At 37.4% G+C, this 19471-nt stretch carries 21 protein-coding genes; 7 read left to right on the top strand and 14 right to left on the bottom strand.

Annotated features, from left to right (window positions below):
- Nucleotides 1-4: 4 nt before the first annotated feature.
- From ACN5L8_RS07565 to ACN5L8_RS07585, 5 genes are all read right to left on the bottom strand, one after another.
- Nucleotides 5-538 (bottom strand): flagellar basal body-associated FliL family protein, encoded by a 534-nt coding sequence (locus ACN5L8_RS07565; protein WP_115361938.1) that lies wholly within the window; start codon nucleotides 536-538, stop codon nucleotides 5-7.
- A 291-nt stretch (nucleotides 539-829) separates the two neighbouring features.
- The gene (locus tag ACN5L8_RS07570; protein ID WP_115361940.1) at nucleotides 830-1108 is read right to left on the bottom strand and encodes an HU family DNA-binding protein; all 279 of its coding nucleotides are present in this window, start codon (nucleotides 1106-1108) and stop codon (nucleotides 830-832) included.
- Nucleotides 1109-1227: 119 nt separating this feature from the next.
- Nucleotides 1228-1665, bottom strand: a complete 438-nt coding sequence (locus tag ACN5L8_RS07575) for a hypothetical protein (RefSeq protein ID WP_115361942.1) — start codon at nucleotides 1663-1665, stop codon at nucleotides 1228-1230.
- 107 nt (nucleotides 1666-1772) lie between these two features.
- A complete protein-coding gene (locus ACN5L8_RS07580) occupies nucleotides 1773-2567 on the bottom strand; it encodes a DsbA family protein (RefSeq protein ID WP_115361944.1) in 795 nt (264 codons plus the stop codon).
- A gap of 78 nt (nucleotides 2568-2645) precedes the next feature.
- A complete protein-coding gene (locus ACN5L8_RS07585) occupies nucleotides 2646-3611 on the bottom strand; it encodes a hypothetical protein (protein ID WP_120404163.1) in 966 nt (321 codons plus the stop codon).
- A gap of 141 nt (nucleotides 3612-3752) precedes the next feature.
- Here ACN5L8_RS07585 and ACN5L8_RS07590 point away from each other — a divergent pair, with 141 nt between their 5' ends.
- The gene (locus ACN5L8_RS07590; RefSeq protein WP_419172749.1) at nucleotides 3753-4394 is read left to right on the top strand and encodes a hypothetical protein; all 642 of its coding nucleotides are present in this window, start codon (nucleotides 3753-3755) and stop codon (nucleotides 4392-4394) included.
- 3 nt (nucleotides 4395-4397) lie between these two features.
- Here ACN5L8_RS07590 and ACN5L8_RS07595 read toward each other — a convergent pair whose 3' ends face one another.
- Together ACN5L8_RS07595 and ACN5L8_RS07600 are read right to left on the bottom strand one after the other, a co-directional pair.
- Nucleotides 4398-5549, bottom strand: a complete 1152-nt coding sequence (locus tag ACN5L8_RS07595) for a SpoIID/LytB domain-containing protein (RefSeq protein ID WP_412474087.1) — start codon at nucleotides 5547-5549, stop codon at nucleotides 4398-4400.
- A 79-nt stretch (nucleotides 5550-5628) separates the two neighbouring features.
- A complete protein-coding gene (locus tag ACN5L8_RS07600; RefSeq protein ID WP_419172750.1) occupies nucleotides 5629-6468 on the bottom strand; it encodes a hypothetical protein in 840 nt (279 codons plus the stop codon).
- A gap of 161 nt (nucleotides 6469-6629) precedes the next feature.
- Here ACN5L8_RS07600 and ACN5L8_RS07605 point away from each other — a divergent pair, with 161 nt between their 5' ends.
- Nucleotides 6630-6842, top strand: a complete 213-nt coding sequence (locus ACN5L8_RS07605; RefSeq protein ID WP_115361954.1) for a hypothetical protein — start codon at nucleotides 6630-6632, stop codon at nucleotides 6840-6842.
- Nucleotides 6843-6846: 4 nt separating this feature from the next.
- On the opposite strand, the gene uvrC is transcribed toward ACN5L8_RS07605, so the two are convergent.
- Nucleotides 6847-8727, bottom strand: a complete 1881-nt coding sequence (gene uvrC, locus ACN5L8_RS07610) for an excinuclease ABC subunit UvrC (RefSeq protein WP_115361956.1) — start codon at nucleotides 8725-8727, stop codon at nucleotides 6847-6849.
- A gap of 87 nt (nucleotides 8728-8814) precedes the next feature.
- Here uvrC and ACN5L8_RS07615 point away from each other — a divergent pair, with 87 nt between their 5' ends.
- Nucleotides 8815-9237, top strand: coding sequence for a hypothetical protein (locus tag ACN5L8_RS07615; protein WP_115361958.1), 423 nt, complete (start codon nucleotides 8815-8817; stop codon nucleotides 9235-9237).
- A 212-nt stretch (nucleotides 9238-9449) separates the two neighbouring features.
- On the opposite strand, the gene ACN5L8_RS07620 is transcribed toward ACN5L8_RS07615, so the two are convergent.
- On the bottom strand, nucleotides 9450-11330 hold the full coding sequence (locus tag ACN5L8_RS07620) for a hypothetical protein (RefSeq protein WP_419172751.1): 1881 nt from the start codon (nucleotides 11328-11330) through the stop codon (nucleotides 9450-9452).
- 153 nt (nucleotides 11331-11483) lie between these two features.
- Between ACN5L8_RS07620 and ACN5L8_RS07625 the strand changes: the two genes are divergently transcribed.
- Nucleotides 11484-12032, top strand: a complete 549-nt coding sequence (locus tag ACN5L8_RS07625) for a hypothetical protein (RefSeq protein ID WP_334678792.1) — start codon at nucleotides 11484-11486, stop codon at nucleotides 12030-12032.
- Between the two features lie 29 nt (nucleotides 12033-12061).
- Here ACN5L8_RS07625 and ACN5L8_RS07630 read toward each other — a convergent pair whose 3' ends face one another.
- Both ACN5L8_RS07630 and murJ read right to left on the bottom strand, forming a co-directional pair.
- Nucleotides 12062-12502 (bottom strand): hypothetical protein, encoded by a 441-nt coding sequence (locus ACN5L8_RS07630; RefSeq protein ID WP_419172752.1) that lies wholly within the window; start codon nucleotides 12500-12502, stop codon nucleotides 12062-12064.
- A 100-nt stretch (nucleotides 12503-12602) separates the two neighbouring features.
- Complete coding sequence (murJ, locus tag ACN5L8_RS07635; protein WP_419172753.1) at nucleotides 12603-14180, bottom strand: murein biosynthesis integral membrane protein MurJ; 1578 nt, start codon at nucleotides 14178-14180, stop codon at nucleotides 12603-12605.
- 42 nt (nucleotides 14181-14222) lie between these two features.
- On the opposite strand from murJ, the gene ACN5L8_RS07640 reads away from it, so the two are divergent.
- From ACN5L8_RS07640 to feoB, 3 genes are all read left to right on the top strand, one after another.
- Nucleotides 14223-14798: a deoxycytidylate deaminase gene (locus tag ACN5L8_RS07640; RefSeq protein ID WP_419172754.1), complete on the top strand. Its 576-nt coding sequence runs from the start codon at nucleotides 14223-14225 to the stop codon at nucleotides 14796-14798.
- A gap of 84 nt (nucleotides 14799-14882) precedes the next feature.
- A complete protein-coding gene (locus ACN5L8_RS07645; RefSeq protein ID WP_158536869.1) occupies nucleotides 14883-15113 on the top strand; it encodes a FeoA family protein in 231 nt (76 codons plus the stop codon).
- Entirely contained in the window at nucleotides 15113-17086 is a 1974-nt protein-coding gene (feoB, locus tag ACN5L8_RS07650) for a ferrous iron transport protein B (RefSeq protein WP_419172755.1), read from the top strand. The genes ACN5L8_RS07645 and feoB overlap by 1 nt, the downstream gene beginning before the upstream one ends.
- Here feoB and ACN5L8_RS07655 read toward each other — a convergent pair.
- The 3 genes from ACN5L8_RS07655 to ACN5L8_RS07665 all read right to left on the bottom strand — a co-directional run bounded on the left by ACN5L8_RS07655 (nucleotide 17083) and on the right by ACN5L8_RS07665 (nucleotide 19469).
- Nucleotides 17083-18171: a hypothetical protein gene (locus tag ACN5L8_RS07655; protein ID WP_115361975.1), complete on the bottom strand. Its 1089-nt coding sequence runs from the start codon at nucleotides 18169-18171 to the stop codon at nucleotides 17083-17085. The genes feoB and ACN5L8_RS07655 overlap by 4 nt on opposite strands.
- 95 nt (nucleotides 18172-18266) lie before the next feature.
- Complete coding sequence (locus ACN5L8_RS07660; protein WP_115361977.1) at nucleotides 18267-18764, bottom strand: macro domain-containing protein; 498 nt, start codon at nucleotides 18762-18764, stop codon at nucleotides 18267-18269.
- A 24-nt stretch (nucleotides 18765-18788) separates the two neighbouring features.
- Nucleotides 18789-19469, bottom strand: coding sequence for a transglycosylase SLT domain-containing protein (locus tag ACN5L8_RS07665; protein WP_419168869.1), 681 nt, complete (start codon nucleotides 19467-19469; stop codon nucleotides 18789-18791).
- Between the last annotated feature and the right edge of the window lie 2 nt (nucleotides 19470-19471).

A 19471-nucleotide genomic window follows, 5' to 3' on the forward strand; every position in this document is an offset into this window, starting at 1 on the left:
TGTACTAGTTGATCTGGAAACCAACGTAGTAAACATCTAAAACTTTTCCATCAACGAGATATGAGTTAATCGCTGATTTAATTTCTTCTTTAAGGTATTCCTTACCTTGTACTTTAAGAAGATCATTTGGCCTCTTTGAGTTTAGAATACTAATAATTGTATCTCTAATCTGAGGCTTTCTTGCTTTATATTCTTCCTCTTTTGCATTTAGAGAAAGCTTAAGTACAGCATTTAAACGAATGTAGCGTTGAGGCCCATCACCTTGTGAAAGGTTTGCTGTAAAGCTATCAAGAGGAAAGAGCTTACCTTCTTCTTCTTGTGCTTCACCAGTTGTCACAACGTCTGCTTCCTTATTTGCTTCGGCCATTTGGGCCTTAACAAGATCTTCTACTGAAGATTGCTGCGATAATTTCACATGTGTCTGATACTGAAAATAAGCGATTACACCCATTAAGATAATATTCAGTAGTAGAGCTACTGTTAAAAGAGGGCTTTTACCACTTCCTTGGTTTGTATTATCAGCACTTCCATCTGCCATACTTATAAATCCTTTACTTCACACAGAAAAAAATTCCTTTATAAACTGTGCCTCGTCAAAAATTATACATCCTACCGGCAAATTCTACAAGATAGTAAAGAATGTTCTACCACATTCTATTGCCCTTTAAAGGAATTCTAACCGTTTAGCTTGTATGTAAAAATTGGCCGGTGTCAAAATGTCGACGCTTTTTTGACGCTTATTGAGTTGAGAGGCAAATTTTTCCCCTCTAGAAATAAGAAAGCCTCCCAAAGGGAGGCTTCTTATTATGAAACTAATTTAAATCTAAAATTAGAACATTTCCTTCCAAGCTTTACCTGGCTTGAATTTTGGAAGAGTCTTAGCTTTGATTTTAATCTTTTCACCAGTTGCTGGATTGATACCAGTTCTAGCTGCTCTTCTTACTTTTGTGAAAGTACCAAAACCGATTAGTGATACATCGTCACCTTTCTTAACAGCTTTCTTGATTGTTTCAAGAGTAGTTGATACGAAAGTATCTGCATCTTTCTTAGTTAGGTGCTTAAGTTCTTTGTTCTTTAAGATTGCTTCTACAAGTTCTTTTCTGTTCATGTAAACTCCAAATAGTTAGTTATTTAGTTGTTGTAAAAATAGGATGAGGCCTGAAACACGCTTTGACAAGGCTTTTTAAGCCTTTTTTTTTAATTAAGTTATTTTTTTTATTTTTTAGGTTATTTTAGACTTTTTTCTTGCCAAACTACCACTTCTTCCTCTAGTGCGATTCTAACGGCTTTAAGCCACTCTAGCTCTAATTGAGAGTGCTCTTTTATGTCTTCAATTTCAACAAATAATTGAATGAAGACTGGGCCGAGTTGATGATAGAAAACTTCCATATTAGGAATCTTTATATCAACAGGAAGGTGCTCGGAAAGTTTATCAAGAATTTTTTCAAGCTCTAAGATTTCATGAGCAAGTTTATAAATCGAGTCAGTTTTAAGTAGAGATGAAACATGCTTGATATAAGCATGATCAAGTACATTTTGTTCAATGAGGTTATGAGGAATATCATCATGTAAAAAATCAGATAGAGAATAATCGATCTGCTTAGCAGATTCACGCATATATTCTTTATTAATTTTTACTTGGTTATGATCAAAGAAGCTTGTCATTTTTAACCTCCATTATTTCTAGTATAACAGAAGATTAGATTTTGCCCAAATAAGAAGGCCTGCAATGAATGCAGGCCTCTTATTAAATATAGAAATGTATATTTGAATTAGTTCAGCTTTAGCTTCCCTTTCTCTTTTAATAGATCAATGATCATTTCAAAGTGTGACATTGGGTAAGCACCTTTAACTGGAACACCATTGATTACGAAACCAGGAGTTCCTTGGATTTCAAATTTTCTTGCTTCAGCTTCATCGGCCTTAACTCTATTTACAACGTACTCAGACTTAACATCTTTAGCAAGTTTAGTCATGTTAGCACCAACTTTCTTTGCTGCTTGCTTTAGGTACTTTTCTTTGTACTGTCTAAGTTTCTGCTGACCTTCTTGAGTAAAAAGCATATCGTGGAATTCAAATGCCATCTTTGGATCTTGTAGACGAAGAGCTTCATAGTACTCTGCTGCAATTCTTGCTTCAGAATGGAATGAAAGTGGAAGGTGCTTATAAATAAACTGTACTTGACCTTCATACTTTTCAAGCATTGGCTTTACAACATTTTCAAACCCTCTTGTACAATATGGACATTGAAAATCAGAGTATTCAACTAGAGTGATCGCTCCACCTTTTGTACCACGGATAGATTCATCCTCTCTAATTTCTGGCTTAAGAGGGTTCTCAATAAATCCATGAAGTTTTTTATTCTCTTCCTCTTCTCTTTTCTTTGCCATTTCAGCTTTTGCATTTTGAGCTGCTGTTTGTAGAGCTTCCATAACTTCAGCAGGGTTTGCTTTAATTGCTTCTGCTAAAATAGTTGGATCGTCTTTAAGAGCTTGTTTGATTTGATCTTTACCTACACAGCTGGCAAGTAGAAGAAGTGACATTACAATGCCGATTGATTTTTTCATTACTATCCCTTTTGTTGTTTTAAACAATAATTTCACGTCAAGTTATTATTAGAATTCTACTTGAACAAAATGAAATACTCAATCATCTTTTGCAGAGTACTCTTTTTCCATGTAGTCGAGATAGCGGTTTATGACACGTGTTTGATTACGCACATACTTATAACCGATTAAATGAACTCTTGAGGCATATCGTCCACTAATGAATGATCGCATTGTGGCAAAAATCCCGAAAGCAGGTGTAGCAACCTTGTTATAGAGATAGAGTAGAAAAATACCATAAGAAATAATATTGACAATAATTGTGATGTAGAGAATGTCGTTTTGCAGTAACGCCATGTTAACTAAGTAATCTTTAAAAACTTTACTATCTGTTAAGATATGATTAACCACCATAATAATGGCGTCAAAAAGAGCAAAGTTTATGATCGTAATAATCATTCCCATCAGTATACAAACAATCGCAACATAGAAACTCTTATTAAGGAAGAACATTGATTCAAAGACAGGCTTGTGTATCTTTTTGTATTTATTTGGAACTTCAATTTTAGTTAAAACTCCACTCTTTCTAAAAGTTTCAGTAGTTGTAAAAAACCAGTCACTAAAATTCGATAGTAATCTTAGCTCAGAACTAAAATCAGCATCAAATGTTGCATCTTTATTTTCTGCACATAGAAACTCATTACAATAGTCTGCTATCTCATCAAATGGTCGAAGCATTAATTGAGCAAGAATAATTCCTGCAATTAAGAGACAAATAAATGAAAAGATCACCCATGGCCAAACTTCGACTAAGCCTATTTGTAGGTAGTCTAAGATAAGATCATCAATAATGTAATCAAGATCCTTTCTAAATGTAGTAATATAGATAACTGCCGACTTTAAAAGAAACCAATTTAAGATGAAGCCAGCAATGATTGATAGAAAAGGTAGAACGGCAAAAATGAGTCCTAGCTTCAAACGAAACTTTGCCTGGTCATCCTTTTTAAAGTCTTTTAAGGATTGTGCTACGACATTAAACATTGATTTCTTGAAATTTTCGTACATAAGTAATTCTATAAGTTGTTTTAATTACATATCTTTTCGGCTCATGTTCTTTATTTCTTAATTAATTTTATCAATTTCTAAAGAAAATCTTCAGAGTCGCCGATACAGGAAGTAGCGTGAATATTAATATTTGAGGATATTATGAAAAAGTTTAAATTATTGATGGTTGCTACAATTACTTCAATGTTAATTACAAGCTGCGGTAGTGACTCAGGTGGCGGTGGCGGTGCTACAAACTTCACTGGTTGGGGATCTAACGGAAGCGGTAATGTTGCAAGAGGTGTTGAACAACTTCACAATAGCCTTGAAGGCCACTTCCCATGTAGTACAGAAAGAGTTTTCATGAGTACTTATCTTGATAGTTATCAAACAACGTCCCAAACAAATGGAACGGGAATTATTGGTAATTTAAAACAAGGTGCCATGGGTGGAGAAACTGGTGATTACTATGCGGGAGCAAATGGTAATAGCGATATTCTCATTATAGCTAAAACAACAAATGGAAATAATGTTGGATTCAATTATTATTTCTCTTTTTGTGGGCGCTACTTTACTGATAATCAATATGGAACTGGAAGATACCCTCTATTAGCAAAAGAAAGAGGTGTTAACGGTATTCAAATGACTTCACCTTCAGTTCTAACAGCAACTGCATTTTGTCCAACAAATGTAATCTCTGCTGGTCAATTCTACGTTTATGTACCACAGTACACTTCACCAAATGGTGTACCGTTACAAGCAACAGCGTTGACAATCAACTTTGCTCCTCCGGGATGTCAGTAAGACTTAATACAATTTTAAAATATTTAATTTAGGAAAATAATGGGCCAGAATTTCTTTATGGCCCTTTCCTTTTTGGGCAAGACCTAAGGCACCTACCTGACAAAGGCCCACACCATGGCCATTACCTTTTCCAACGAATTGAAGTCCTTCGCGGCCAAGATCAACAAGGTAGAAGTAATTAGAAGGAAAGTCTACTCGACCAAAATAGCGACGAAATAAACTCTTTTTAATCTTTATCTTATTCTTTCCATTTCGAACATAGATGGCCTTCGCATTTTTCTTGTCTGGATAAATTGAAAGTTTCTTGTGTAGCTTTTGTTTTTTTACATATCCCTTTCTCATACCCCACTCAATCATTTTTTTAAAACGAATTTGAGTGATCTTTGAATCCCAGTTCTTCTTTCTTTGGCAATAGGCACACTTTACAGTGGAGTAACCATGAACTTCATTTGTCCATACATCGTCAGGCTCTAGAGTATTTCCGCCACAACTTGCATGAAAAAATGCAGGGACTAGATTTCCATCTTTATTAGTAAGTACCATTCCAGCTGTTTTTCTAGCAGCTTCAATTGTACTTGCTGTTACATCATTAAATGTTCCGTTTACTTGATGCTTTTCTGAATTCTCTAAATCGTAGAGTGTATCATTTTGAAGTCCTGAACTCATCATATGATGAATTGCATATGTTCTAGCTGCTACGGCCTGAGCTTTTAAGGCCTCAACTGGCCAAGAAGCATTCATCTCTTTTGCTAGTAGTGTTGCAATGTAATCATCTAATTCCATCTCATTGACAACATCGCATGACTTTCCATCTTCACTTGTTACAATGTGCATCTGCCCCATGAATTGTTTTTTTTCAAAACCAATAAGACCTGTCTTTGAAGTTAAAGAAGCGAGATATTGTGGCCTTATCGAGCGAGCATGCTTTAAATTTCCGCAATTTATTTTTATTTTCTTAAAGCCTTTAAAGCTTTTCGATTTATTAGTTGCAATAACTTCTCTCGTTATTCCAACACCTTCTAGAAAGACCTTGTTTAAGTTCTTAGCGACTCTCACTTTAATAGTGTGACCTGACTTAAAATTTTGAAGTGGACTAATTCTTGCAAAAGAATTGAAAGTGAATAAAAGAATAAAAAGTAAGAATAGACTTCTCAAATATCATCGTCCTGATTCGTGCGGCATCCTTGCCAAGCAACTTAATCTATTAAAATGATATATGATTTTACTATACTACTCAACTTGTAAGAAATTTAATCGCCTTTTGCATATCGGCCCAAGCCGTTTTCTTCATCGACTCATTAACTTCTAATAGCTTAGGGTGGAAAAGTGGCATTGTTTCAATTACCTGAGTTTTTCCATCAACTTCAGTTTGAATAGAATGGAATACACCATGGACATTTGCCAATCGAACCTGCTTGTCTAAGCACAGCTTAGTGGCAGCCGCTCCAAGAGGAACAAGAAGAGAAGGCTTAAAGTGTGCACAACAAGAAAAAATAAATTCTTTTGCATCTTTTTTAATAAAAGGAACTCGAATAAAGCGCCCTGAAGAGATTTTCATCGCCTTAATCATTCTTCCCATAATATCTTGATCAGACTCAATCATTGATAGCGGAAGAAAATCAGGAAACTCAGACTCCTCTATTTCATCTAATCCAAAAAAGATAATATCAATTTCACCTTGATAGTCCTGATAACCAGGAATTGTCTCTAGTTTCCAATTTTCATTATATTTTTGAATTAAATTTATGAACGATGTATCAACTTTAACCAAAGATGAGCTGGCCTTTTTTTCCACTTCAATCTTTACTGGCGCAGGGTTGTCTTCTATAGGAACTTCAATTTTCGTTTCTTGAGGCCTTGCTGCAATCTCTGGGACATTCACCTCAAAAGACTCTTTCTTGGTCAGGTTAGGCTTATTAGAGGCTTCATTTGAGCTAAGAGTACGACCTACTAACTTAGGAAACCACAGGGTATTTTCAAAGATTTTTGCATAGTAATTCGGCTTCTCATTAGATGAGATTTTTAGCTTATTATTGAAATCTTTAGTTAATTTTGAAATTAGTTGCTGTGCCATTCAATTCTTTCCTATGGGTAAAATATCCCTAAGGCACTAAAATTAAAAGCTTAAATTTTAGAAGATTTATAAGCCTCCGATAAATCTAGCATACCCACTGAGGACACCCTGCATCAAAGAGTCCAAAGTTACGGGGAATTAGATTTTAAAGGAGCTACTACATGTCTTTCGATCCAGATTTCCAACTTGAAAATTTCGAAGAACTTTTTGGGGATTTCGAGCAAGTACATAAAGTATTAAATGAGTGTCCAGTTTGTGGTTCAAATATGGTTCACACACACTTATCAGATTATAAGAATTTGTACATACACGAGAATTCGAGATGTACTGATTGCGGGCACGGCAATCGAAAAAAAATTCACCATATCAACTAGCACTCTATTTCTGAGGGAATTCTTTTAAAAGTTTTAATTGAATTCTCTCAGCAATACTCTCCTTCACATTTAACTTGTGGCTAATTTCAATCAAAGATAATTGCGCAAGCTCTTTTAAAGTTAAATCCATATTCTCGTGAATAGTTTTTAAAGTCTTCTCTCCAATCCCCTCAATATCATCAAACCATGAAGTAAAAATTCGATCCTTTTCTTTCTTATGATGTAGCTTACGAGAAAAACGATGGGCCTCATCTCTCATTTGAACAACAATTCTCATTAGTGAAGGCGTCTTCTTTAAAATATATGGATTAATGCGATTAGGAATAATTAAGCGCTCATCAGAACTTGAAACCTCTTTATCCTTAAAAGTTTCACTCTTACTTGTTTTTATTTTTGCAATTCCAACAACAGGAATATCTAATTCAAAATCTTCCAAAACAGCTAAGAAGCTTGAAACCTGCCCTTTACCACCATCGACAATAAAAACATCAGGTAGCTTTCCTTTCTTAAGCCTTCTTGCGAGAACTTCTCTCATCATAGCAAAGTCGTTATTACCTTCAGGCCTCTCTTCCAAATGGTAGTAACGGTATTGAGTCTTATCGGGTTTTCCATCGCGAAAAACGATTTGAGAAGCAGTTGGAGACTTACCTTGCCAAATGGCAACATCAAAACATTCTAAAATCTTTGGTGTCTCTTTTAGTTTTAAAAGTTCCTTTAACTTATTTAAACCGATCCAAGGGCCATCCATATTTTTAACGCGAAAGCGCTGATGCTCTTTTGCATGATCATACGTTAATTCATAAAGGGACTTCATTTTTCCAATTGGCTTTTGAACTTCTATTTCTTCGTCCACAACCTCTTTAAAAGCCTCGCTAATCATTGCAAGATCATTCTTTTTCTCGTCGATATAAATGCGACTTGGAAGTTTTTCTTTAGTATTAGAATAGTACTGAAATAGGAATGTTTGAAAAAGTTCGTGATTCTCTTTGTCACTATCCCCTTTCCCAAAATGAAAGTTCTTATGTCCTAATAAAATTCCCGATCTCATCATATAAATAGAAATATCGACTTCTAGCTCTCCCACATGATAAGCGGCAATATCAAAGTCTTTCTCAGTAGATAATTCTACATTTTGTTTTTGATAGGCCTTTGAGAATTCTTTTAATTCTTCAATGCTATCGCGGATTTCAGCAGCACGTTCAAAATGCTCTTTTTCAGCTTCCTTAAACATTCTCTCTTCAAGAGTTTTTAAAACCTGACTACTTCTTCCCTCAAAGAAATTAATCACATTATTTAAATCAACCTCATAATCTTCACGTGAAATATAATCCACACAAGGAGCAGAACATTGTCGCATTTGATAGATAAGGCACGGCCTTTTTCGTCTGCGCATCTCCTCAATTGAACAGTCTCTCAATGTAAATGACTTGGTTAAAATACGAGAAATCTTGTGAATATTACTACCTGTGGTGAAAGGACCAAAAAGGCGAACCTTCTTCTTTCTCTTAGGTCTTCGAGTATAAACTAGTCGTGGAAACTTTTCATTGAGATCGATTTGAATATAGGGATAACTCTTATCGTCTTTTAATTGAATATTATACTTAGGTATATGCTTTTTAATTAAGTTATTTTCTAAGATATATGCTTCAGCATCAGTCTTAGTCATGATGAAATCAAAGTCCTGAATATGAGAGACTAGGATCTGTGTTTTCGGTGACTTCTCTGAACTATTAAAATAACTAGAAACTCTCGCTCTAAGATTCTTCGCTTTACCAATATAGAGGATCTCTTCGACGCCTGCTCGCTTGCGTTTCATCAAATAGCAGCCGGATTTCGTTGGTAAATGTTTTGCTTTTTCAAGAAGCTGTAAAGTATTTTTCTTCATTATAATTATCTACATATAACCTTTTATTCTCTTTACTTTAACACTATTCCCCATTAAATTGATCAGATCATTAAAAGGAAGAGGTAAATGTCAAAACTAGGTGTTGGTAAGGAAATTGTAACATATTGTAGCAAATGTAAACTCGATCTTGCTCATTTAATCGTAGCAATGAAAGATACAGAAACTCCACATAAAGTTCTGTGTAATACATGTAAGTCAACTCACGCATACAAAGCTAAAAAAGTAGCTTCTCCAAGTGCTGCTCGTAAGAAGGCAGGAACTAGAAAGAAGCGTGTTTCTACTGAAGATAAAATTATCAACATTTGGGAAGATGCAATGGCAAAGCTTGATGGTGATCCAATCAAGTACAATATTCGCCAAAAATTTGAAATTGGTGATGTTATCGGCCACCCAACTTTTGGCCCTGGTTTAGTTGAAAAGAACCTGGATGCCAATAAGATCGAAGTCGTTTTCCGCGGCACAATCAAAGTTCTCATGCATAACAAATAAAAAAAGAGCTTAATAAGCTCTTTTTTTATTTGTACGTCCTTCGTTTGAAATGAGGGTATATACGAGAGAGAAACCTTTAGGTTTCTCAGTTCGCCAAAAACGCAATACAAAGAGCTTAATAAGCTCTTTTTTTATTTGTGCGCCCAACGCAAAAAAGCCTCCCATACAGGAGGCTTTTAAATCTTATATCTCTCTATCTTTTGTCAAAGAATCTAGTTCATTCCCCAATTCATTCCAGCGCCACCTTGGACACCAATACTGAATTGACCATTAAGTGCTCCACCGGCCATTGAGCCGTAATTTACACCAGAGTTATACATTCCAGAGTAATTATTAGCATAGATATTCTGCTGAGCATTCTGTAAATTTCTATAAAGGGCCTGATTTGCATACATTGCAGTTGCTTGGTTTTGGTAGTTACCTTGAGCAACAGCTTGTCCCTGTAGTCCATTAATATAGCTTTGGAATTGTTGTGTTTGGTATGCAGAGTTTCCTCCACCATTAACACCCCAGTTTCCATTAGCACCCCAGCCACCGCCAGCGTTACCATTTAGACCCCAGCTTGTTCCACCGTTGACTCCCCAGCCACCGTTGTTTCCAGCGCCCCAGTTACCATTACCTCCGCCGGCCCAGCCGCCATTAACGCCCCAGCCACCGTTGATATTACCATTTCCACCTGGGTAAGTGTTACCACATGAACATGGTGCAGAGATACACATGCAGGCCATATTTCCGCCTCCATTTCCGCCCCAGTTTCCACCAGTGTTAATTCCCCAGTTTCCGTTACCACCGGCTCCTGGATATTGTCCTGGTGCTGGATAAGTTGGATAAACTCCACCGTTTCCACCCCAGTTTCCGCCTCCATTGACGCCCCAGCCTCCGCCAGCAACACCACCTGGATACATTCCTGGATAACCTCCGGCTCCAGCACCGCCGTTAATACCCCAACCTAAGTTGAATCCTGCATTAACACCTGCTCCTGGATACATTCCCATTCCAGAACCTGGGTACATTCCCCACGCTCCACCTGTATTCATTCCCGGATAAGCACCGATTCCAATATTAAGTCCAAAGCCTGCACCGGCTCCAGCTCCAGGGTAACCAGACATTCCTGGATACATTCCAACACCCATTCCGTTGCCCATTCCCATTCCGAAATTAGCACCAAAACCTGAGCCGAAACCAGATCCAAATCCAGCTCCATATGGGTAGCCACCCATGCCCATACCCATACCTGCACCCATTCCAAATCCTGGATACATACCACCGTAGATATTTCCGCCAGGGTACATTCCTGGGTATCCACCCATTCCCATACCACCATTCATTCCGACACCGCCATTAATACCGATTCCGAAACCTGCGTTACCACCTGTAAGAAGTCCAGCAAGAGCTGATCCTGCAAGAGATCCTAGTGGATTCATATAAACATTTGCTTGGTAACCGCCACCAAAGCCGTTACCCATTCCACCCATTCCAGGGTATCCACCCATGCCAAATCCTCCACCGCCGTAGATTCCTCCACCGAAGTTTGGTCCGGCCATTCCACCAAGGAAGCCACCTGTGTAACCTTGACCTAGCCAGCCATTTCCTACACCACCAAACATTCCACCAGTAAGTCCAAGACCACCAGCATATGCACCATAACCGTAACCATTACATGAATTGAGCATATTTGATTGCTCATCTGGAAGGATTGGGTTTGCCCCTCTTTCTAGGTTGTAGTTATGATATGAGTCGATTGAGCCATGACATGACTTAATTCCGTTTTCAAAAGAATTTGCCCACGCTTCTTGTGAATCAGCAGCGTGTTTTGATTGAAAATAAACACTTCCCATAGCAGCAAGAGAAGGGATTGCAACTTTAGCGACTTCTGCCCACTCGTTTCTTTCTGGTAGTTTAGGTAAACATTCCACACAGAAGTCACCGTTGTCTGAACCACCTCGAGAAGCTCTGGTTACACATGCCGCTGCATCATCTTCATAGCCATTGTCTCTTAAATAGATACAATCGCTGATATCGATTTCAGCATATGTGTTGAACATCAGTGCTGCTAACAAGATGCTCTTTGCGCTAATAAGTCTTAACTTCATAGTTTTCTCCATAAAAACTTTAACAATCCTCATCTTCTTAACGACAGAATATGAATAAAACTTAAGCATTACGGCGACTTTTTTTATAAACTACTGATTTAACTGATTAATATTACGTTTACGAAGACAAAAAGACAGGCTAAATTGTCGGGTATGAGTAATACATTTTGGTGGATCCTTCTCATTTGCGTCTTAATTTTTGCCACTTATGCTGCCTTTGTTATTAAAGGTGAAAAGGAAGTGGCCCTAAAAGATGCTATCCCCTTCCCATTTTTTGGATTAGAAATTCCCGTACCACCTTGGTGGACATTAACAACTAACGAAGATGAATTAAAAATATTTGAAAGAACTGACACACGCTACGAGTGGCAGTCGCGCTTTAGTTTTTCAACAGAAGAATACAAAGACCTGCAAGATGCTTTTGAACAACTTGCAATTAAAAATCAACTTGTCTTCGATAAAGACACTTCCATTATTCATGAACCAACTTCCTTTAAAGAGCTACTAGACCAAGGGATCGAAACTCTTAGGGTGGAAGGAACCGCAACCAAAGCTCACGAGCTTCGTGTCTACTACGATGCTGCCTTATTAAAAGTTGATGATGGGATTGTGATATTAGAAAGTGAAAGCTCGGTTTTAAATGGTCTACTTGAGGGACCGTTTTTTGAGCAAGCGCTACATCACATCAAAAAACAGAAATAAAAAAGGCTCCTTTCGGAGCCTTTCTAATATTAACGACTTCTAAAAGTTCTAATATTTTGTACTAAGAAGTTGTGAATCTCTTCGTCCGTTCCGAAAACGTCATCGATGAATTCACAGTCAATTAAGAATCTTGTCATTCTCTTTGCAATATTATGAAGAGACTCTACTAAGTAAAGGCCACCAATATTTTCACCACTAAAAGACTTAATGATTTCTTTACGAGCGTGATTAAACATTTCTGACTCAGTTACATCTTCAGGCATATTATCTACACCCATTTTCTCTTCAACTTCTTCAATTGCTTGGTCACGAATATCTTCGTCAGTTGCAAGCGCTACACCAAACTCAGTTGCCATTGCTTCGATAAGTTTCTCGCGATTTGAAATATCGAACTCAATAACACCTTTCTCTTTAAGTGTATTAATTGTATGACTCGCTAAATTTTCGAGTGTTTCAAAGTTTGTTCTCATTTAATGCTCCAAATATATAATCTTCTTAAGTTTAACGACTTGCAAGCGGTGAAGCAAGGCAAATAATGTAAGAAACTAATAAAATTCTAACGACATAGGACTACTTTCGACGAAGAAGCTTATTTAAGAAGCGCTGAATTAAAACGTAATCACCTAAGACACTTAGCGCAATAAGATAAGCTAATCCCCCTCCTAATGCACTTATACTAAATGCACCAAGGTTATCCACAGTAGAAAAAATATTCAATGGAAAAAAGGAACGTAAATAAGATGCTGTAAAAAAAGCAGCGACAGCGCATAAGCAAATTTTAAAAAATCTAATTGGAAAAAAGAATGTTAACTCTAAATTTAGCATGCGAAATAAAAGTACTGACTGAGTAACGATGATAAAGATCATTGAAACAGAAGTTCCCATTGCAAGAATTTTAAAGCCATAAGTTTCAACAAGTGAAATACAAAAAATAATATTAATAAGTACTGCAATTGAAGAAATCGTTACAGGAATCTTTGGCCTATCCAATGTATAAAAACTCGGTGAGAAGACTTTATATAGGCCATAAAAAGGTAGACCAATCAGATATGCGTAAAGGGCCTCCGTTACCATCTTAGTATCATCTAGCCCAAATGCTCCTCTTTGAAATGAGATTGCAACAGTATCTTGAGCAAGAGCAAACATCAGGGCCATGGCCGGCATAAGTACAAAGAGACTAGTTATATAACTTGTTTGTAGTGCTTTTTTTGCATCTTCTTCATTTCCACTTCTCCACAACTCAGAAAAATAAACGAGATTTGAGTTTCCAATTGAAACCCCTAGGATTCCTACTGGAAATTGAAAGAGACGAAAAGCATATTGAAGCCATGAGACGGCACCGATAACAGTACCTGTAGCTAAAAATGTTGAAACAAGTAAATTGATTTGCGTTGCTGCAACACCAATTGTTCCAATACTCATACGCTTTAAAATTTCTTTTACATCTTTTGAGAAGACATCAATCTTTTCAATTTTAAAAAGTCCTTTACTAAAAAGCATTGGAATCTGAATGGCCATTTGAACAAAGCCACCAACAAGGACACCGATACCAAGAGAGACAATTGCATGAAGTCCTCTGGCCTCTAAAAACTTTGGCATGGTTACCATTGAGATAATCATAATAACGTTAAAGAAAGCTGGTGCCATCGCTGGCGCAAAGAACATACGATAAGTATTTAAAACTCCCATAAATAAGGCAGCAACAGAAACAAAGGCCAAAAAAGGAGACATCATACGAGTTAAGAGAATCGACATCTCAAAGCGATTAGCGTCCCTTGTGAACAACTCATTAGTAAGAAGCTGAATTAATTCAGGAGCGAAAATAAAAATAAGCCCACAGATTAAGGCCGTCACACTAAAGAGAACAATGGCCATTGACCATAATAAAGTTCTGGCGTGCTTATCCCCGTCGACTTTTGCACTGGTAAAAATTGGCACAAAAGCAGCTGAAAAGGCTCCTTCAGCAAAGAGATCTCTAAGCATATTGGGAATTCGAAAAGCAATCTGATAGGCATCTGTTAAACCTGAAGCACCAAATAATTTGGCCATCAAAATCTCACGAGCAAAGCCCAGAACGCGACTTGAGAGAGTCGCCATGGCCATTTTTATAGAAGATAATAAAAAATTCTTTCGGTGTTCAGTTGTCATTACAATATTTTGCACCACCCTCTATGACTTAACAAGTTGCCAATGAATGCAATATTTTCTAATCTTGTGGCCATGAGAACAGACATGGAAAAAACAATCAATCACATCAAGACTAAAAGTGCTGTAAACTGGGATGAATACTTCATGCTTCAAGCAATCATGGCCAGTTATAAGAGTAAGGATCCGGCCACAAAAGTTGGATGTGTCTTTGTTGATGATAATAATCATCAAATAACTTTTGGTTACAACGGATTTGTTGCAGGGATTGATGAGTCGAAACTTCCATGGGGAAAAGAGAGAACAGTACCTCTTGAGCATCAAAAATATGGCTACGTTGTTCATGCGGAAGCAAATGCTATCCTTCACTCTAACCGCCCACTCGCTAATACAACTTGCTACGTGACACTCTTTCCATGTCATGAATGTGCCAAGCTACTTGCCTCTTCAAAGATCAAGGAAGTCGTATACTTACAAGATAAGCATGCTGGATCAGAAACAAATCGCATCGCTCGTCGCATCTTTGACCTGACGGGAGTCACTTATCGTCAGCTTGAACTTGGAGAACATGTTCTAGACTCACTCATAGCACACTTTACAGACGCCTTTTACCGCGACTAGAACGTTGCACAATTTTCAGTAAATTCCTAGACAAGTTTGACTAATGAAACTATAGTAAGCCCGTTCAGACAAATGGAGAATACTATGGTTTTATCGAAGGCAAAGAAAGGCGCAAGCGTAAAGATACTATCTTTTAGCAACGAGCTTAAGCACAAAACAATAATGACTGGTTTAGGTATCCTACCTGGTGATTCAGTTTATATTGTTGCTCCTTCATTTCTTGGCTCTCCTTTAACTCTAAGATTAACAGATGGTGAAACAGTTGCTCTTCGTCTAAGTGAAGCAAGCTTCATTAACGTAGAGGAAATGCAATAATGAAAAAGACGCTACTTATAGGGCCAGCAAACTCTGGAAAATCTGCCATCTTCAATATGCTCTCAGGAGCAAATAGAAAAGTTGCAAATTACAATGGTATTACTGTTGATACTGCAACAGCGGGACTTATTTCAAACTCTCGTCATGAAGAACAGCTTGCTATTGTCGACCTTCCAGGGATCTATTCTCTAGTTCCTTCATCAATTGATGAAGCCGTTACAACTTCAACTCTAATTGGAAGAAATAACCAAGTAACAGAGTTTCACGATGTTGTTTGCGTTGTGGACTGTGCACGTCTAGACTCTTCTCTTTCATTAACTCTTGCTATGAAGGATCTCTTCGGTGGAAAGATAAAAGTTATCTTTAATAAGATTGATCTTGATATCGCAAAGAATTATGACTTTGATAAAATTGGTCAGCACCTTGGTGTTCCTTATTTAAAGTTCTCAACAATGAGAGATAGCAGTGCCACTGTCGATCAATTCATAAGAGAAAATGCATCAGCTTCTGTATTAACTCCAGTTAATAAAATTCAACTTTCAAATGAATCAACAGAGTACAATCCTTTTAGTGTTAACTTTGAGGAAGAAGAACATATTCAACTAGAAAATGAAGTTGCAGCTCTTTCAAATATTGAAAAGTATCAAAGAGAAGCACGTGATCTAAAAGCATCATATGCAATAGGAAAGAATAAAGGACTAATTCAATTATCAAATAAGATTGACCATATTGTTCTTCATCCAATTCTAGGTGGAGTTATCTTCCTGGCCGTTTTCTATTTAATCTTTCACTCAATCTATACTTGGTCAGGTCCAGCAATGGATCTCATCGATGGTGGCGTGGGAGCTTTTGGTGAATACGTAAGTTCAATACTTCCTCCAGGCATGCTCAATAGCTTTATTGTTGATGGTGTTATCGCTGGAGTTGGTGGGGTTATTATCTTCCTACCACAGATTATGATCCTCTTCTTCTTACTAAGCCTTTTAGAACAAAGTGGATATATTTCTCGTGCTTCAATTATTACTGACCGTGCAATGTCATACTTTGGACTAAATGGAAAAGCATTCCTTCCTTACCTTTCTGGATTTGCTTGTTCTGTACCTGCAATTATGGCAACGAGAACAATCTCAGATAAGAAGGAACGTCTTGCAACACTTATGACGATTCCTCTTATTACTTGTTCAGCAAGACTGCCTGTTTATATTCTTTTAATCGGAACTTTTGTTCCAGAGAAAACAATATTTGGAATCTTCAATTCACAGGCACTTTCATTCTTCTTCCTATATTTCCTAGGAAGTTTTGTGGCCTTAATTATTGCAAAGATATTTAGACTAACTCTTTATAAAGGTAGTACGACTTCATTTATTATTGAACTACCACTCTATCAACTTCCAACTCTTAAGCCGGCTTTTAAGGCCATGACTTTTAAAGGGAAAATTTTCTTGAAAAAAGCAGGAACGATTATCCTTGGGCTTTCAATGGTAATTTGGTTTCTTTCAACATTTCCAAAACCAGCGGAACAACTACTTGTTGGAAAAACTGATGCAGAAGTTGCTTCGATCTCACTTGAGCATTCAACGATTGGGCAATTTGGAAAACTAATTGAGCCAGTAATTAAACCACTTGGATATAATTGGAAAATGGGTGTCGGTATTACTGTTGCTATGGGGGCCAGAGAATTATTTGTTTCTACACTTGGAACAATCTATGCTCTTGGTGATGTCGATGAAGAGTCCACAACTCTTAGACAGCGCCTACAATCAGAGATCGATCCAGTCACTAATAAACCAGTTTTTAATACGGCCGTAGCTTGGTCACTATTAATCTTCTTTGCCTTTGCCATGCAGTGTATTTCAACACTTGGTATTGTTAAAAGAGAAACAGACGGTTGGGGACATGTCTTTCTCATGTTCGGTTACATGACAGTTCTGGCCTACGGTGGTGCATTCATCACATATCACATTTTAATTTAATTACATTCATATATTCTCACGGCATCGGATAATAAAATTCCGATGTCCAGAGGATCTCTTTCCAATATAACTGAAACCATTGTATCTGGTTCAACACTTTGTTTGCCAAGTGGATACCAACCACCTTTTCCTGATTTCATATTATAATTGATTAACCTTGAGAAGATCTCTATATCCTCTTGAAAGACAGTCACTTTAGCATTGGAGAGACCGCCAATAGTTGTCACTCGATAAATATCAATACAGTAATTTCTATTTTTAGGAATGAAGCTATAAATAGCGTATGCGTATTCATCCTCACTCATTCGCACCGTGCTTTCTTGATAGCCTTTAAGATTACTCTCCTGCCAATCACCATATTCACGATACCCATCATTACTAGTAAATGATTTCTCATCCATTCCTTTGGCAAAGATCACCGCTTCTTTATTCACGTTAACATATTTTCTTCCCTGACAATCTTCATTCTCTTCTAGACGAGAGAAGCGAACTTCATCAGCTCGTAATTTTTTGAGATCTTCAATACCTTTATAAACAATGACCTTAGCTTCTTGTTCATTGGTAAATGTAAACTCGCCAAGAGGATACCAGCCTTTGCGATCCGTCGGTAATGACATATTCACGCTGGCCACTCCAATTTGTTCAGTTCCATCAAAGATATCCACAAATGCACTTTCGGTTGCATCAGGAGATGTTACTCGATAAAGCCATATACAATAAGTCGAATCACCTAGTTGATCTGTTAGATAAATACTTTGTGCCGTTGGGTCTACTGAATAGCGAGAAATACTGCCTCCGGAGCCACGAAGTTCATCCTGAAACCATGCTCCTTCCTGAATAAAGCCATCTGTATCCTCTTTAGAATTATCATTTGTAATGTCAAAGTAATTTCCAATAGTGAGGCTTTCAACACCTTCAACATAGGTACTGGCCGGAGAGCGATCAACTGCCATTGCACCTTCATTAGTTTTCACAACTTCTGAACTTGTTGTTCTAAGATTATGTCCTCTTCCAAGACAAGCGATGAGAACAATTAATGAAATTGGAATAAGAGAATAAGTGAACAATTTTCTAAATTTTGACATATGTGCCTCTGTAGCGTTGTTCTACACACATCTTATCAGCTATTTAGAAAAATTCTAAAATGAAGTTCAGTAAAGATACTCAAGAATTTTTAAGATCACAATATTGTCTGATAGATCTCGTAACTTTCATCATCAAAGCAACAAAAGATCACATCATCAAAAGAATCGATTCCATCAAAACTCTTTACAGCAGAAGTTGCTGTAATGGCCGCTTCAATCTTAGGGTAACCAAAGATCCCTGTAGAGATACATGGAAAAGCAATGGACTTACACTCATTTTCTTGGGCAAGTGAGAGTGCATAGATATAACATTTTTCAAGTAGTGCTGACTCACCGTTATTGCCACCTTCCCATTTAGGACCGACAGCGTGGATGATAAATTCAGCAGGAATATTAAATGCCTTTGTTAAGCGGGCCTCCCCTACAGGGCAACCTCCCATTTCACTTAATTCCTTTTCTAACTCCTCACCGCAAGCTGCGTGAATAGCGCCATCAACACCACCACCGGCCTTGAGTTCAGAGTTTGCGGCATTAACAATAACGTCCACATCTAGAGTTGTAATATCGGCTTTAATAACTTGAATATTTTTCATAAGAGATTTCTAGCATGAATAAAATTAGATTTCATCGTAAAACTTCAAAATTGTACGAGCATACCAATATTTACGATCCCCTGGCTCCCCATTATAGTCCACTAACGCTTGATAATAATTATCCATTAGGTCTTGCTCATAATTCTTGGCCAAAAAGACCTTTAAAAGAATCATGCCGTAGACGATAGAAAGCTGAACATCTTCTAAGAATAATTCTTTCTGATTGCTCCAGCCACGCTCTCTCAACCAAAGCTGCTGCCACTGATCAGTGCAATTTCCAATAATATCGTTTAAATAATTAGTATTGCGAGAATTCGCATATCGCGGGCCTCTCTCCCCTAGTTGGTCAGAGACTTCTTGGGCACCAATAGAAGTAAATTGTGTTAATCCCACTGCTCCGGTGTGGGAAATGGCCGTCATATCAAAATTTGACTCCATTCTCATGAGGGCCACAAAAAGCTTTGCATCCACTTTAAAACACTCAGCAAGAGTGATTGTTTCATAAGCAATCTGAATCACTTGCTCAGTGGGAACTGCTGGATTTTCAGAAAGCATATAAGTGAGAAAATCATTAGGATTGTATTGTTTCTCAATTCGGTAATCCTTAATTAGCTTTTCGTGGTCCACGAAGTATCCCTCTGGAATTGCGGCCACGGCACTTAGTGTTAATAGGCTTAATATAAGTATTTCTAATAATTTTCGCATTT

The sequence above is a fragment of the Halobacteriovorax sp. genome (assembly GCF_048381875.1).
In the GTDB taxonomy this organism is placed as follows: domain Bacteria; phylum Bdellovibrionota; class Bacteriovoracia; order Bacteriovoracales; family Bacteriovoracaceae; genus Halobacteriovorax_A; species Halobacteriovorax_A vibrionivorans.